General features: G+C 36.8%; 15 protein-coding genes. 6 read left to right on the plus strand and 9 right to left on the minus strand.

Features of this window, described 5'->3' with window-relative positions:
• Positions 1-336 precede the first annotated feature (336 nt).
• Positions 337-3243: a DNA polymerase I gene (polA, locus tag ACKC4Y_RS08605; protein ID WP_409361315.1), complete on the plus strand. Its 2907-nt coding sequence runs from the start codon at positions 337-339 to the stop codon at positions 3241-3243.
• On the opposite strand, the gene ACKC4Y_RS08610 is transcribed toward polA, so the two are convergent.
• The 9 genes from ACKC4Y_RS08610 to ihfB form a co-directional block, all read right to left on the minus strand.
• Positions 3240-4118, minus strand: coding sequence for an endonuclease/exonuclease/phosphatase family protein (locus ACKC4Y_RS08610; protein ID WP_409361316.1), 879 nt, complete (start codon positions 4116-4118; stop codon positions 3240-3242). The two genes, polA and ACKC4Y_RS08610, sit on opposite strands and share 4 nt — an antisense overlap.
• Before the next feature lie 134 nt (positions 4119-4252).
• A complete protein-coding gene (locus ACKC4Y_RS08615; RefSeq protein WP_409361317.1) occupies positions 4253-5026 on the minus strand; it encodes a Bax inhibitor-1/YccA family protein in 774 nt (257 codons plus the stop codon).
• Between the two features lie 703 nt (positions 5027-5729).
• Entirely contained in the window at positions 5730-6113 is a 384-nt protein-coding gene (locus ACKC4Y_RS08620) for a hypothetical protein (protein WP_409361318.1), read from the minus strand.
• A 129-nt stretch (positions 6114-6242) separates the two neighbouring features.
• Complete coding sequence (locus ACKC4Y_RS08625; RefSeq protein WP_409361319.1) at positions 6243-6632, minus strand: hypothetical protein; 390 nt, start codon at positions 6630-6632, stop codon at positions 6243-6245.
• 1056 nt (positions 6633-7688) lie between these two features.
• Positions 7689-8192: a signal peptidase II gene (gene lspA / locus ACKC4Y_RS08630; protein WP_409361320.1), complete on the minus strand. Its 504-nt coding sequence runs from the start codon at positions 8190-8192 to the stop codon at positions 7689-7691.
• Entirely contained in the window at positions 8189-9037 is an 849-nt protein-coding gene (locus tag ACKC4Y_RS08635; protein ID WP_409361321.1) for a TrmH family RNA methyltransferase, read from the minus strand. The genes lspA and ACKC4Y_RS08635 overlap by 4 nt, the downstream gene beginning before the upstream one ends.
• Before the next feature lie 2 nt (positions 9038-9039).
• Positions 9040-9972: a class I SAM-dependent methyltransferase gene (locus ACKC4Y_RS08640; RefSeq protein WP_409361322.1), complete on the minus strand. Its 933-nt coding sequence runs from the start codon at positions 9970-9972 to the stop codon at positions 9040-9042.
• A 155-nt stretch (positions 9973-10127) separates the two neighbouring features.
• Entirely contained in the window at positions 10128-10424 is a 297-nt protein-coding gene (locus ACKC4Y_RS08645; protein ID WP_409361323.1) for a LapA family protein, read from the minus strand.
• An 8-nt stretch (positions 10425-10432) separates the two neighbouring features.
• Complete coding sequence (gene ihfB / locus ACKC4Y_RS08650) at positions 10433-10711, minus strand: integration host factor subunit beta (RefSeq protein WP_035007952.1); 279 nt, start codon at positions 10709-10711, stop codon at positions 10433-10435.
• A gap of 189 nt (positions 10712-10900) precedes the next feature.
• Here ihfB and lptC point away from each other — a divergent pair, with 189 nt between their 5' ends.
• The 5 genes from lptC to ACKC4Y_RS08675 all read left to right on the plus strand — a co-directional run bounded on the left by lptC (position 10901) and on the right by ACKC4Y_RS08675 (position 15352).
• On the plus strand, positions 10901-11545 hold the full coding sequence (gene lptC, locus ACKC4Y_RS08655; protein ID WP_409361324.1) for an LPS export ABC transporter periplasmic protein LptC: 645 nt from the start codon (positions 10901-10903) through the stop codon (positions 11543-11545).
• 82 nt (positions 11546-11627) lie between these two features.
• Complete coding sequence (locus ACKC4Y_RS08660) at positions 11628-12233, plus strand: LptA/OstA family protein (RefSeq protein ID WP_409361325.1); 606 nt, start codon at positions 11628-11630, stop codon at positions 12231-12233.
• A gap of 6 nt (positions 12234-12239) precedes the next feature.
• Positions 12240-13034, plus strand: a complete 795-nt coding sequence (gene lptB / locus ACKC4Y_RS08665; protein WP_409361326.1) for an LPS export ABC transporter ATP-binding protein — start codon at positions 12240-12242, stop codon at positions 13032-13034.
• A gap of 1194 nt (positions 13035-14228) precedes the next feature.
• Positions 14229-14693 (plus strand): PTS IIA-like nitrogen regulatory protein PtsN, encoded by a 465-nt coding sequence (ptsN, locus tag ACKC4Y_RS08670; protein WP_409361327.1) that lies wholly within the window; start codon positions 14229-14231, stop codon positions 14691-14693.
• Between the two features lie 353 nt (positions 14694-15046).
• Positions 15047-15352 (plus strand): hypothetical protein, encoded by a 306-nt coding sequence (locus ACKC4Y_RS08675; protein WP_409361328.1) that lies wholly within the window; start codon positions 15047-15049, stop codon positions 15350-15352.
• Positions 15353-15431 lie beyond the last annotated feature (79 nt).

The raw sequence follows: 15431 nt of genomic DNA on the forward strand, positions 1-15431 counted from the left end.
CTCTCTCTGACCGGAAAATATTATTTAAAGGTTTAGGAACAACAATATCCTTTAAAATATATCTCATAAAAAATATGGCCGTTGTGGGGAGGGGAACACCACAACGACCTTGTCGCTACGTTGTACCTCAGCTCTCATAGGAGGAGCAAAATGAAAGCTATTATGTCCTGTAACAGCAAAGAAAAGCTTTAGGTACTAAATATAAAATGTAACGACTTCATGCTTTATGAAGATAAAAAATGGCTTTTTAGAGGCGACTTGATAAATTTCAAAATAATAATAAAAAAAATATAAGAGTAAGTTATTTTTTCGCGGAAATGGAGAAATGGGATTGTCATGGAAACAAAAGATCATCTTTTTTTGGTTGATGGGTCGGGTTATATTTTTCGTGCTTACTACGCTTTGCCACCTTTAAAGCGCAAAAAAGATGGACTTCCTGTAGGAGCTGTCGCTGGTTTTTGTAATATGTTATGGAAATTGCTCTGTGATGCCCGTAATACAGCTGCTGGTGTTGTTCCAACGCATTTTGCTGTTATTTTCGATTATTCCTCTGATACATTCCGCAAACAAATTTATCCTCAATATAAAGCCAATCGAGAGGCACCTCCTGAAGATCTTATTCCCCAATTCGCGTTAATACGACAGGCAACAAAGGCTTTTAATTTGCCTTGTATTGAAAAAGAAGGATTTGAAGCAGATGATTTAATTGCTACCTATGCAACATTGGCAACAAAGATTGGAGCAAAAACAACGATCATTTCTTCTGATAAAGATTTAATGCAATTGGTGAACACACATGTATCTTTATATGATGGAATGAAAGACAAACATATTGGTATTTCTGAAGTGATAGAAAAATGGGGTGTAGCACCTGAAAAAATGGTCGACTTACAAGCTTTGACTGGAGATCCAACAGATAACGTTCCAGGTATCCCCGGTATTGGTCCAAAAATTGCGGCCCAATTATTGGATCAATTTGGCAATCTTGATCTTTTATTGCAACGTGTGACAGAAGTTAAGCAAATAAAACGACGTGAAAATATTCAAAATTATGCTGAGCAAGCACAAATTTCTCGTGAACTCGTTAGGCTTAAAACAGATGTTCCTATAGAGAATGATTTAGAGAGTTTTGTTTTGGAACCACAAGATGGTCCGCGTTTAATTGCTTTTCTGAAAGCCATGGAATTTACCACACTCACGCGTCGCGTAGCAGAAGCAACAGAATGTGATGCAACAGCCATTGATGCACTCGATGTAAATATTGAGCGTATAGAGACTGATTATGAGGGTGCTCTCGATGTGCAAAAAGATGATACACTACTATCGCATAGTTTTTCTGAAAATTCGCCACAGGTTTTGGCACAAAAACGCAAAGATCAAGCTCTCATGCAAAAAATTACAAGAGAGGCTTATACAACGATTCTGGATGAAAAAATTTTACAAGAATGGTTATCAGAAGCAGAAGAGCAAGGTTATTTTGCTTTTGATACTGAAACAACCTCCCTTGATCCACTGCAAGCAAAGCTTGTTGGTTTTTCATTAGCATTACAACCAGGAAAAGCGGCCTATATACCACTTGAACATATTGAGGGAGGAGATGATCTTTGGGGAGGTGGACGTATTGCTGAACAAATTGAGACCAAAAAGGCTTTAACGCTTTTAAAGCCTATATTAGAAAATAAAGCGGTTTTAAAAATTGGTCAAAATATGAAATATGATTGGTTGGTGATGAAGCAACAAGGTATTGTGATACGCTCTTTTGATGACACAATGCTTTTGTCGTATGCTTTAGATGCTGGAGCTTTTACGCACAATATGGATGCTTTGTCTGAACGTTGGCTTGGACATAAACCAATTGCTTACAAGGATTTAACGCAGAATGGAAAAAAGATTTTTTCTTTTGCACAAGTGGATTTGAAACAGGCAACCTTTTATGCAGCAGAAGATGCCGATATAACACTTCGTTTGTGGCAAGTTTTAAAACCACAGCTTGTAGCGCAGGGAATGACAAAAATTTATGAGCGCTTGGATCGACCGCTGATAGAAGTTCTCGCAAGAATGGAAGAGCGTGGGATTCTTATTGATCGACAGATTTTATCGCGTCTTTCTGGAGAATTAGCACAGGCTGCTTTTGCTTTAGAAGAAGAAATTTATCAGTTGGTTGGTGAGAAATTTAATCTTGCTTCGCCAAAACAATTAGGCGAGATTCTCTTTGGTAAAATGGGGTTGTCTGGAGGTGCTAAGACTAAAGGTGGACAATGGTCAACTTCTGCTCAGACTTTAGAAGAGTTGGCTGCTGAAGGTCATCTTTTGCCACGTAAGATCATTGATTGGCGTCAACTGGTAAAACTAAAATCAACCTACACAGATGCTTTACCTGCTTATATTTTTCCTAAAACAGGGCGAGTTCATACGAATTATTCTTTAGCAACAACATCAACAGGACGTTTATCTTCGTCAGAACCCAATTTACAGAATATACCGGTACGCACTCCTGAAGGGCGTAAAATCCGAACAGCTTTCATTGCTCCGGAAGGGCATGAGCTTTTATCAGCTGATTATAGCCAAATTGAATTACGTATTCTTGCACATATTGCTGATATTGCTGCGTTAAAAGAAGCTTTTGCACAAGGTCAAGATATTCATGCGATAACCGCGTCACAAATGTTTGGGGTTGCTATAGAAGAAATGTCGTCAGACATACGCAGACGCGCGAAAGCAATTAATTTCGGTATTATTTATGGTATTTCCGCTTTTGGATTAGCAAATCAATTGGGTCTTTCGCGGCAAGAGGCAGGGCGTTATATTCAGCTTTATTTTGAAAGATTTCCAGGAATTAAAGACTATATGGAAACGACTAAAATATTTGCACGTCAACATGGTTATGTGCAAACTATTTTTGGTCGTCGTATTCATTATCCTGAAATAAAAGCCTCTAATCCGCAAGTTCGTGCTTTTAATGAACGAGCTGCTATTAATGCGCCGATTCAAGGATCAGCTGCAGATATCATTCGTCGTGCCATGATACAGATGGAAAATGCTTTAGAAAAAGAAAAATTGGCAGCAAAAATGTTGCTGCAAGTACATGATGAACTGATTTTTGAAGTACCAAAAGCTGAGATTGATAAGACGATAGTTCTTGTTAAAAAGGTTATGGAAAATGCCACAATGCCGGTATTATCTTTGTCTGTACCGCTTGAAGTAAAAGTAATGGCTGCTCGAAATTGGGATGAGGCACATTAGTTTTGTTCACTTATTTTATTTTTCAGAGTGGTCATTGCATTAGCAAGACTAAGATGCGCTTTAATTGGTAAATGATCTGAAGCAATACGCGCGAGTGGTGAAAAATGGTTTTCAACGTTTATTACTAATTGATGAGGAAAAGCAAGAATTCTATCAAGAGCCAAAAAAGGAAAACGAGAAGGAAAGCTTGGTACAGTTCCAAGTGTGCTATCAAAATAGGGAGAAAAATGATTTAAAGAAGAACCTTTACCTATCCGCCATTCATTGAGATCACCTATAAGTAGTGTAGGCATAAGGGGGCGTTTTTGTAGAAGAGCAAGAAGCGTTTTTACTTGCTGATTACGAGAGTAGCGCAACAGTCCAAAATGAGCAGCAATAACACGAATAAGTCCTGCTTCCATTTCCAATTCTACAATCACAGCGCCACGTGGTTCAATACTAGGAAGAGTAACTTGTAAGATATCGCATACACGTCCTTTTCGCATAAAAAGAGCATTACCATGCCAGCCATGACCATTTGGTGACATAGTATTCAGGGGGACTGGAAACAGACCTGTTTCAGCTTTTAAGAGCTGAAGATCAATCAAGCCAGTACGTTCGCCAAAACGTTTATCTGCTTCTTGAAGAGCGAGAATATCAGTTTTTAGTTCAGCAATAACATGAACAATACGGGTAGGATTAAAAACTTTATCAACACCTACACATTTATGGATATTATAAGAAGCAACGACAAGATCATAATGATTGTTATCTTTGGTTGCGGTTGTATGATGGCCAGAACGATTAAAAATAGTGTTTAACAGAGGTGTGTGGAGTTTTTGCTTGGTAAATGTGGTTGGCCAGAGAATTTGTCGCTTATAAGGCTTTTTTATCATTTTTTAGCCGTAGTTTTTTATACTGTTTGAGCATAGATACTAAGGAATTAATACATAAACATTTATATTAAAAATAAAAAAACCCTGCTTCTTTTCAGAAACAAGGTTTTTTAATTGAGCAACGATTGCTGTAATCAATCACGGTTCGAGCCAAGAAATTGCAGCAGGAAAACAAACATATTGATAAAATCAAGATAAAGATTCAGTGCACCCATAATAATTTTACGACCTCGGGTGTCATCTCCATCACCTTCATAATACATTAATTTGATGCTCTGTGTATCGTAAGCCGTTAAACCGGCAAAGATAAAAACACCAATCACGGAAATAGCAAATTGTAAAGCACTCGATCCAAGAAAGATATTAACAAGCATGGAAAGCATCAAGCCAACCAAACCGATAAAAAAGAATGATTGCATCGCCGTGAGATCACGTTTTGTCGTATAACCATAAAGAGAAAGAGCACCAAAAGATGCAGCTGTAATGACAAATGTTTGCACAACACTTTCAGTTGTATAACGCAAAACGATCGAGGAAAGTGAGAGTCCGACAAGGGCGGCATAACCAAAAAAGAGGCTACGAGCTGCACTTGTGCTCAATGTGCTAATTTTAAAACTGAGAAAGAGCACAGCTATAAGCGGCGCAAACATAATAATATAGGAGAATGGTGATGTATAAAATGTCACACCAAATGATGTTAAGTAGACACTGCTATTGATTCGAGCGGCTGCTTGGCTCATGTCCGTCGTTGTAGCCAATGAGGCAATCGCATAAGCGGCAGCGGCTGTAATAAGCAAACCAATGGCCATCGTATTATAGACGCCCAGCATATAGCTGCGCAATCCTTGATCGATTGATGCATCCGCACGAGAAACAGACGCCGAACGTAAATTTTTGAAATCAGCCATAATATAAAGTCCTTTAGCATATGTTCCGTCAGGTGTTGGGGTTAGGAAGGATTGACAAATAAGAAAAACCCCAGGCAACGCTAGCGGAATTCCAGCATACCTCCCCTTATTATGGAGATTTATTTGAAAATTACAAGAGACTTTTGTTAAAAGGAAAGCTTACAAATTGGTAATAAAAGGGTTGATATTGATCAAGGATATCCAATCCTTTTCGTAAATTTTATACAAGGTTTGATAGTCTATTTTAATAGTAACTAGGATAGTCCGTCTTATTTGGAGGAACTGGGAAAAATGAACTATTTTAGCTATATTTGATTGATGTGCAAAAGCAAAATTTTGTCTTTTTTTGCTACTTTTATCGTTTCTGAGTGACAGCAACATTCTGATAATTTTTCTTTGGGATAAGTGCGGCTGATTTTGAAGCTAAAATTAAAATATCGATTCTTGAGAATTAAGGGTATAAGTCGATAATTTATTGTATCTATAAGAGAAGCTTCAATAAACTTTATGCACATCCTGTAACTGCTGAGACGTTTAACACATTCATGGAAAAATGTAGTATTTTAACCTAAGGCTTAAAAGGCGATATTAGACATAATATGATACAGTTGATTTCCTGCAGTTTGGCGATAGGCGCGACTTTTTAGATTTGATATTTAAAGCAACAGGCCTATTAATGACAGCACATATTTTAGGAAAGAGTTTACGGCGTGTGTGAACAAGAGAGACTTGAAAAAAAAGAGTGTTCAAAACCATAAATTTTAAGTGGAACTACTTTTGCTCTTTTTTTATGAACAATTATGGCGGCACTTTCATAAATTTTCATGGGAGGGTGTGTGGCGGCAATGTTTCCTTTTGAAGAAAGAATAAGCGGTCTTCCTTGTGTTAGGGTGCGTATAAGATAGCGGTTTGCGAATGGATGTGCAGAATCTACAGGAAAGGCGTTTATATGTTTAATGAAGGGACAAAACCACCACAGTTTTGCAGTATTAGCGTCAATAACAATAATTAGATTGTGCAAGTTTATTATTTCACAAATAACGAGAGCTAGAAAACAGTTAAGAGAAGATGAATGGTTAAAAATCAAAATGGGAGATTTACTTATTTCGGAGAGGTTTTCTATACTTTTAATTTAGAATGAAGGCTATTAATAACAACACTTAAGTCGATACAAGAAAAGCCAAAGACTAAAGTTCCTATAACTGGTAATAATAAATTAATTCATCTCTGATGAAAGCCAAGTTGCTATCGTGGAACCCATGGCATCAAAAATAGAAAAAAACATCAAAAACATTATAGTTCCATGAGGAAGGTAGTTTAGAGAAGCAGTCAATATTGGAATGACTGATAAAAGTGTGGCTCCTATAAACCAAAACCAAGAAATTATAAGATTTGCAATCAACAAGCGTTTGTCTTGAATACTCTCTTTGAGAGTGGATATTGTAGCGCGTATAATGTTACGGTCAACAATAAGGTTTGATTGTGAGGGGATGTTGTCTGGCATAAAGCAGCTTGTAACCCATGAAAATAGAGCGAAGATAATGATAATGAGTGCCGGAATAATTTGTAATTCATTTTGAAAATCGAAACTAAGGCCAGTACACACTGTTCCTAATAAAATAGCGGCAAAGGTTGCTGTTTCTATTCATGCATTGGCACGTGGCAGGTGAGATTTTGCCATATGATCGGGTAATACCGCATATTTAATGGGTCCCAAAAGTGCTGAGGCACAACTAAAAAGAAATAAGCATATCATAAGCAAAGTAATAGACGACAAAAGAAGAGAACCTGCTGTTGCCAAAGCAATGAACAGGGTAAAAAATTTAATTAAACGAGCAACTTTTATTTACTAAAGCAGTCAGCTAATTGCCCTCCTGTCGCAGAAAATAAAAGATAAGGAAGGAAAAAAATACCATTTGTTAAGCTAATAAGGCTTGCTTGATATTCTAAAGTATCACACAACGTAACAATAAAAAAAACCAAAGTGTTTTTAACAAAATTATCGTTAAAAGCAGAAAAAAGTTGGCACCAAAATAAAGGTGCGAAAGCATGCGAACTCAACAAAAAAGAACAATCATCTGCATTAAAAAAGTTTCCGAAGATTTCGAATTCTTTTCCCTTTATAGTTTATATTCTATGTAAACAAGAGACAGCATATCTTGAAAATAAAAAAGAATGCTAACGTAATTTTTTTTATTTCAAGTCAATAAAAACGCTATGTTCTCTCTTAGGTATAAACAAAAGGGAAAAGCTCAAGAGTAATATTAAAATCCATTGCGCTTTATGCATACTATCCGTGATCATATTTTAAATCTATGGAGCACGTAGTTTGAGTATAATATAGTAAAACAATGGATAATATAATAATTTCATGGTGCGTTTTGGTAGAGAGTAGTTCTTAATTTTTACCGATAAGCTAGTTAATTTGCTTAAATAACAAAAATGAAAAAAACGTATCATAACAAGCCTGACTGCGTAATCCATTATAATTTCATATGGCAATTGAAAGAGAAAAACTTAAATTACCGAATATAATAGCTTTCAGAGGCAAAACGATTGAAGATTTTCTAAACCGAAATTTATAATTAAAAACAAACAAAATATCAGAAATTTCATTGATTCGGTTACTGAATATGAGAGCTTGCAAAAGTAAACAGGACTCTTATTCAGAAGAGATCTTATTGTAAGGGCGTTTTCTTTTGATCCAGATACAAAATTCGTCAACAAGAATGGCAATGGTACCAAGCGTAATAAAAGTATCAGCAAGGTTGAAAACAGCAAAAGAGAAGATATCATCAATATGAAAAAATATATAATCAATGACATAATGAAAACGGATACGGTCAATAAGATTACCGATTGCCCCACCAATAATAAGAGTAAGACCAAAACGTGAGAGGGATTTTTTATATTCAGTATTTTTCCATAGCCATAAAAGAAAAACAATGATGATTATTGTTGCGGTGATGAGTCCCCAATGGGAAAAAGAAGAAAGAAATGAAAATGCAACACCAAAATTGCGCACATGGTAAAGGTAAAGGAAAGGAAAAATTGGAATAATTGTTCCTAAAAGCATGTTATGCATAACCCAATATTTGATCATTTGATCAAGTCCTACCGTAATGACCAAACCAAAAAGAAAAAAAGACAGAGATTTGCGTGTCATGTTTGGGTCTCGCATGATTCAAGAGTTAAATGGGGGCGACGAATTTCGTAAAGCATAATAGCTGTGGCTACCGCTAAGTTAAGCGAATCAGCACGTCCACTTTGTGGAATACGCACGAGTCGATCACAACAATTTGCAAGAATATCTGGTAAACCTTGTTGTTCATTTCCCATAAGAAGGAGAATAGGACCGTTTTCGAAATCAACTTTGCGGTAATCAACATTTCCTTTGAGGTGTGTACCAATAATCCTGCCCTTAAAGTTGTTAGACCAGCTTAAAAACGCACTTTCATTGATACGGTAAAGTGGTATAGAAAAAATCGACCCCATTGTTGCGCGCACTGCTTCAGGTGAAAAAGGGTCGGTTGTTTCGCCAATTAAAATAATACCTTTAGCCCCTACGGCATCAGCAGTACGGATGATAGTCCCGAGATTTCCAGGATCACGCACCCGATCAAGTGCGATATAAACATCCTCAATCCGTCCTTTTATCATTTCAAGAGGTTGCCATTGTTGTTTAAAAATACCCACAACGGTTTGTGGGTTATCGCGGCGGGTAAGTGATTCCATAACCTTTTGTGAGGCTTTAATAACAAAACCACCGTTTGCTACAGTGCGTGCAGCAGTATTTTCGATGGCAGTATTACCAAGTTTGTTTTTAGAAAAGATGAGTGTTTGTATTTTCCAACCGAGATTTAAAGCATCAATCACTAATTTAAGTCCCTCAGCCATAAAAATACCTTCTCGATTGCGGTTTTTCTTTTGGCTAAGCGCTTTGAGGTTTTTGATGATGGGGTTGCTCAGGGAGGTAATTTCTTTAACCTTACCAGTTTGGAGTGTACACATATTCAGGCAATCCAACGGCTAAAAAGAGAAGTGGAAAGAGCGCGTCCAGCGGTTTCTTCTCGCAAGATCAGCTCTCCTGATTCGATTGTACCACCAAGATTTATGAATTCATCGCGCATCAAAGTATGAAGTGTGTAAAAAGAAGCGCGAATAGAATAAGCTGTAAGTATTACAGCCAGTGGTTTATTGGATAAAAGTCTGCGACAGTTTTTGATCATTTCTGGTAAGTGATCGAAAATTTGCCAAATTTCTCCATGAGGTCCACGTCCATAAGCAGGGGGATCAAGAAGAATCATATCATAGGTTTTTTGACGGCGCAGTTCGCGTTCGACAAATTTCATTGCATCATCACAAATCCAACGAATAGGTTGCTCTGATAATCCTGCTTTTTCCTGATTGGCTTTTGCCCAAGCGATGGCTTTTTTAGAGGCATCAACATGAGTGACGGCCGCACCCGCACGTGCACCAATCAAAGAAGCAATACCTGTATAGCCAAAAAGATTGAGCAATTTGATTGGACGTGTAGCTTTAATAATTTGTTCTTCCATAAAGCGCCAATGGGCATCTTGTTCAGGAAAGACTCCGACGTGACGAAAGGAAGTAAAACGGCCTAGAAAAGACAATCCGTTCCAAGCAAGTGGCCAAGTTTCACCAAGTGGTTTTTGGGGGAAATGCCAGCGCCCAACACCCTCTTCATCGAGGTTGCCTGTAAAAATAGCATCAACATTTGCCCATTGCTTTTGTGATAAAGCAGGTTTCCACAGTGCTTGACCTTCTGGTCGAATAATGTGGTAAGAACCATATCGTTCCAATTTTCGACCATTACCAGAGTCAATTAAAGCATAATCTGCACTAACACCTGTTTCTAAAATAAGCGGTAACTTTTCTTGCAAATATATACTGTTGTCGCGTGGTTGAAAGCATTGTGCAAGCATATTTAGTTTCACGATACAGGTTTTTTTTAAAATTTACTTTAAAAAGCTCTTAAATTATTCGTAAGAATGCAAAGGTTTAAAACTGATTAAAGCATGTTCCATTGCTTCTCATGTTGTGTTGAATACCACAAGAAAAAGATTTCATCAAAGTACTATTATACCATATTAGTAATCGACGTTTTTAATTTCTCAAGCTCTGCTTTGCTTTCTCTAAGAGCTTTTTTGCATTTATGGTGCGCAAACCAACTGATTAGGCTCCCTAATAAAATACCAAGACCGAAAAAAATAAAGAGCCATATAAAGAGTGGAGCTTGATAAATAAAACTCCCAGAATTGCTTCGAAAAGGATCAAGTGTCAATGTAACCATTTGACGGTTAGCTATAATAAAGGCAATCAAGATGGCTGTGATGGGTACCAAAATAATTGCTAAAAGTATACGTTTGGCAGTCATAAGTTTACTCACTGATTAAGTCGATCACGCAAATCCTTGCCAGTTTTGAAAAAAGGAATCCATTTTTCTTCAACGACTACGGCTTCACCTGTTCGTGGATTACGACCATTGCGTGCTGAACGGCTTTTGACAGAAAAAGCTCCAAAGCCACGAAGTTCAACGCGATTGCCATTGGCAAGTGCTGTTGAAATTTCTTCAAAAATGGCATTCACAATATTTTCCACATCACGTTGAAAAAGATGCGGATTATGACGGGCAATAATTTGCACAAGCTCTGATTTAACCAAAATAGCCTCTCTTTCATACAAAAAAGATTTTTATCATTGTGCGCTTCATGCATACACATTACATATATAAACGGATGAAAGCAAAATAAAACCAAGAAAAAACAAATTGCAAGAAGCAAAATTTGAAAATACCTCTTATAGAGGTTATAAAAATTGAAAAACGCTGAATATTTAAGAGATTAGGATAGTATGGCCGTACATAATCATTATGAAATTTTTTCAACAAAATCATCTCTTGGTGATGTTTTTAAAAAAGCGTCTCGTCATTCACGTCGCATTAGCATCTTAAAATTTTTTTTACCGGTTTCTGCATTAACTACAACAGTTATTTTTTGCTGGTTCTCATTTTTCTTCGTTCCTGCTGCTTATGACCCTGTAATTTTGAACAATGAAGAAGATGGAATAATGAAATTGACAATGCTCAATCCCAAATTAGAAGGTTACACGCGTTCTCATGAGCCATATTGGCTCAAAGCGGAAAAGGCATTTCAAGATCGTACACATTCTGGAGTGATTGGTCTTCAAAACATTACGGCTAAGGCGCTTTTAGGCAAACAAAGGCAAGTTTCTCTTGATGCGCAAGGAGGAATTTACGATAATATTAACGGGTGTTTGCAATTGGATAAGCCATTCACAATTACAACAAATGATGGGATGATTGCACAATTTATGGCAGCAGATATTGATTTCTCTAAGGGGCAATTAAGCACAGATCAACGTGTGAATATTCAGCGTGCAGGTTTGCATCTTGCAGCAAATGCTTTGCAAATTCGAGAAAAAGGACAAAACATGTATTTTCATGGTGGGGTGCATTTAGTAATTGACAGGCAATGAGAGAGCATAAAATACGAATTTTTAGCGATTTTATGAAAAAGAAGGATGCATATGTGCGAACAAAAAAATTGAGAGTGATGAGATGACGCCGAGGGGGACATACAGAAAATGGGTGGGTTTAACTTTGGCTTTAAGTGTGGGAATATTAGGATTTGGAACGGTTGGATATACTGAAGTAGCCCATTTTGGAATTAATCTATCAAAAGACAAAGAACCAGTGGAACTTTCTGCAGATTCTCTAGAAATACGTGATAAAGAGGGGATAGCGCTTTTTAATGGTGATGTTTCAGTGGTTCAAGGTGAACGTCTTCTGCGAACGGCAAAATTAGTTGTTTACTATGATAAGATGCATGAAGATGCTGATAAGGATCGCGGAGATACGAAGACAGCATCATCTGCGTGGTTTGGTTCGACAGGTATTAAGAAAATGGAAGCTTTGGGGAAGGTTTATATAAAAATCGCCACGCAAATCGCTACGGGTGATAAAGGCGTTTTTGATGGAAAGTCAAAAATGATGAGTTTGACAGGGAGTAATGTTGTGTTAACCGATGGTGATAATGTGGCAACGGGATGCAAATTGACGGCGGATATGGAAAGCGGAAAAGCTTTTCTAGAAGGTTGTGAGACTTCTGAGAAGAAGGGACGCGTTTCCATCATTTTTAAACAAAGTCAAAAGAATGGCCATTAAGATTTCATGTTTGGAATCAAAAGAGAAAAACAAACAGACAGACATGATCTTGCAAGTGAAGCTTTAAAAAAGCGCTTAAAAGGGACCTTAATTGCTAACCATTTGGTTAAAGTTTATCGTGGAAGGCAGGTTGTTAATGGTGTTTCTTTCGGTATTCGTACCGGAGAAGCTGTTGGCATTTTAGGTCCAAATGGTGCAGGCAAAACGACTTGCTTTTATATGGTTACGGGTCTCATTAAATCTGATGGAGGGTCAATTAAGATTGATGGATTTGATATCACCCATCTTCCGATGTACCGACGTGCTCGTTTAGGTATTGGGTACCTTCCGCAAGAAGCCTCTATTTTTCGTGGTCTTACAGTAGAGAATAACATTAAGGCTGTTTTAGAGGTAGTCGAAAAAGATCGTTTTAAGCGACATAAAGAATTAGATGCTCTTTTGCATGAATTTAAAATTGATCATTTACGCAAAATGCCGGCCCTTTCCTTATCGGGGGGTGAACGCCGGCGACTTGAAATTGCTCGTGCTGTAGCTTCTCGCCCCAATTTTATGTTACTTGATGAACCATTTGCAGGCATTGATCCTATCGCCATTTTTGATATTCAACAGCTTATTCGCCATTTAACTAGGCGTGGTATTGGTGTTTTGATAACCGATCATAATGTGCGTGAGACATTGGGGCTTGTCGACCGCGCTTATATCATTCACGCGGGAAAAGTGTTGGTTCATGGTTGTCCTAATGATATTATCAATAACGTTGATGTGCGTAGAATTTATTTGGGAAGTCAATTTTCCCTCTGATTTTACAGTTTTTATGAGTTCTTACTTAATCTTAAAAAGATAAACATCATGGTGAACATAAGCGCCATTCTTATATATTCAGGTGATCAAATGTATTTCATGATTTTGATTCTTAAATACAGGTATTATCAATAAACCTTTCCATTACCCAACCAAGAGCAATTATGAGTATGGGGTAGAAATTATGATAATGTCTTAAAAGAATAAAATAAACAAGGAGATGCAATTGTTTTAAGGCAAAAGAGAATATGGGTATTTTTTATTTGGGTTACGCATATTATTTTCTATGGCGATCATATTCATTGCGGCTGAAAATCTCCTTCTTTGTGCCGAATACTTCTTTTATGATTATAACCTTAAACTGAATTTATTTTTTAGGGATGAAAAAAACATCCAGATGAGGTGATATCATTGTTTTATCGGTTTCTTTTGCTTTTAATTGCACCATAGAAAAGATATCACTAGATTAACTTTATAATGAGTGATAAACGGAGCTGTAAATAAACGCGCGTGTTAGTGGAAGGTATATAGAATTAATAATACTTTTCTCGGTCGAATCAAAAAATGGTATTGATGATGCTGTTTCAGATATTTTGATGGTAGCACCATGGGTTATGTATATATATTACGTTTGTCAAATAGGGGTTATGGTATTTTGTTGGTTTACTTTGCGCATTTAAAATCTGGTGTACTACTGTGGATACAAGAACAGATTTGCGATTCTTTTTAAAACATCTGTTGAAAGTGTTAAAACCTATTTAGAGGGTTGTTGTGGGCAGCACTCAAGCTACATTAGTCATCGTCAAAGTAAAGAACCATTTTATTTCGATATGCTCATCATTTTATGAGAGCCAGTTCTTAAAAAAGGAAGAGGAAGATCTGATGAAGAATTGTACACAAAATTTTGTGGCTAAATGGTCGAAAATGTATGGATTGTGGTCTTTGTTAGTATCGTAGGAAAATTAATTTTATGGACAATACATTTCCTTGTTTTCTCATGCTCTCAATGAGAAGCTTAAAACTATTTATTGTTGTGCTGATAGTGAATTATGAGATGAATTGAGCTATCACCCATTATAAATTAAAAAAATAAATACATATGCGATGATGCAAGAAAGTGACAGAGCTTTAAGTATCCATACCATTTACTGGTTTGTAGGTGAGCATTTGAGCGTGCAAAAGGAAAGCTAAAGTATGAATTTGAATGAATTAATTGCACCGGAAGCTATTATTCCGGCTCTTAAGGCGAATTCGAAGAAACAAGTTTTGCAAATTTTAGCCGAAAAAGCTGCTGAGTTAACCGGTCTTAATGAACGTGTAATTTTTGATATTGTTTTGCAACGTGAAAAACTAGGCTCAACAGGCTTAGGTGGTGGTATTGCAATTCCTCATGGTAAGCTCCCTAATATTAACCGAATCATTGGTATATTCGCACGCCTTGAAAGCCCTGTTGATTTTGAGGCTCTCGATGACGAGCCTATTGATCTTGTTTTCCTACTTTTGGCACCTGAGAACGCTGGTGCTGACCATTTAAAAGCTTTATCACAGATTGCACGTGTTTTACGTCATTCTGATGTTGTTCAAAAACTGCGCAATGCGAATGATGCCAATACGCTTTATACTTTATTGATACAGAATTCAGCATCAAACGCAGCTTAAATATTCTGTATGGAATGAATCAAAAGTCGCTGTGGTGCATTATATACTGCGGATAGTGCACTACAGAACAGGTTGGAAAATGATATAATCTAGGCTTAAAGAGTTGAGCACACTTATCGCGTCATATGTTTGAAGAAATTGCTCCAAGCATTCTCGCTTCAAAAAACAGAGAGCAGGAGAGTCTGCAAGTTTTTGTTATTTTCTCAAAATATGAAGCATTTATTATCATGCTCTTGGTCTATTTTATTTGGAGTATGCATCCGTGAATTGAAATTTTTTCGTAGGTCAGGATGATTTAAGTATTTTGGAGTGATATTGGTTAAGCTTCATAAGGATAAAGGGTATTATTTTCTTTGTATAAGATGATGAGAGCGGTCAGCTCTTTAGGCAGCTTTGATTTAAATGTCAGCTGCTGCATAGAGCCAAGACCGGAAAAGCAATTTTGTATGGTACAAAAAAACGAGACTATAGATTTTGGGTTGAGCGGAGACTCTTTTGTGCGTGTAAAATTTATATATTCACTGTTTAATCGACTAAGAGGTTGTTTAAAGAAATATAAGGGAGAAGATTTAGAAATTATTGTGGAAAAGAAAGGGGTGGTATTTTTGTTTATAATTATATCAAAATGGGATGATGGTATTTGTCCAATAAATTCCTAAAAAGTTTTTGGTAAAAGAGGGTTAATGTAATCTCGTACATTGGAAACAGTTTGGTTAAGCTAGGTTAACTTACTAGTAT

The sequence above is a fragment of the Bartonella heixiaziensis genome, assembly GCF_046245125.2.
Classification (GTDB): Bacteria; Pseudomonadota; Alphaproteobacteria; order Rhizobiales; family Rhizobiaceae; genus Bartonella; species Bartonella heixiaziensis.

What these genes read in the sequence shown, in the direction of transcription:
- polA (WP_409361315.1), top strand. Translation starts at nt 337, where the DNA reads ATGGAAACAAAAGATCATCTTTTTTTGGTTGATGGGTCGGGTTATATT.
- ACKC4Y_RS08610 (WP_409361316.1), bottom strand. Translation starts at nt 4,118, where the DNA reads ATGATAAAAAAGCCTTATAAGCGACAAATTCTCTGGCCAACCACATTT.
- ACKC4Y_RS08615 (WP_409361317.1), bottom strand. Translation starts at nt 5,026, where the DNA reads ATGGCTGATTTCAAAAATTTACGTTCGGCGTCTGTTTCTCGTGCGGAT.
- lspA (WP_409361320.1), bottom strand. Translation starts at nt 8,192, where the DNA reads ATGACACGCAAATCTCTGTCTTTTTTTCTTTTTGGTTTGGTCATTACG.
- ACKC4Y_RS08635 (WP_409361321.1), bottom strand. Translation starts at nt 9,037, where the DNA reads ATGTGTACACTCCAAACTGGTAAGGTTAAAGAAATTACCTCCCTGAGC.
- ACKC4Y_RS08640 (WP_409361322.1), bottom strand. Translation starts at nt 9,972, where the DNA reads ATGCTTGCACAATGCTTTCAACCACGCGACAACAGTATATATTTGCAA.
- ACKC4Y_RS08645 (WP_409361323.1), bottom strand. Translation starts at nt 10,424, where the DNA reads ATGACTGCCAAACGTATACTTTTAGCAATTATTTTGGTACCCATCACA.
- lptC (WP_409361324.1), top strand. Translation starts at nt 10,901, where the DNA reads ATGGCCGTACATAATCATTATGAAATTTTTTCAACAAAATCATCTCTT.
- ACKC4Y_RS08660 (WP_409361325.1), top strand. Translation starts at nt 11,628, where the DNA reads ATGACGCCGAGGGGGACATACAGAAAATGGGTGGGTTTAACTTTGGCT.
- lptB (WP_409361326.1), top strand. Translation starts at nt 12,240, where the DNA reads ATGTTTGGAATCAAAAGAGAAAAACAAACAGACAGACATGATCTTGCA.
- ptsN (WP_409361327.1), top strand. Translation starts at nt 14,229, where the DNA reads ATGAATTTGAATGAATTAATTGCACCGGAAGCTATTATTCCGGCTCTT.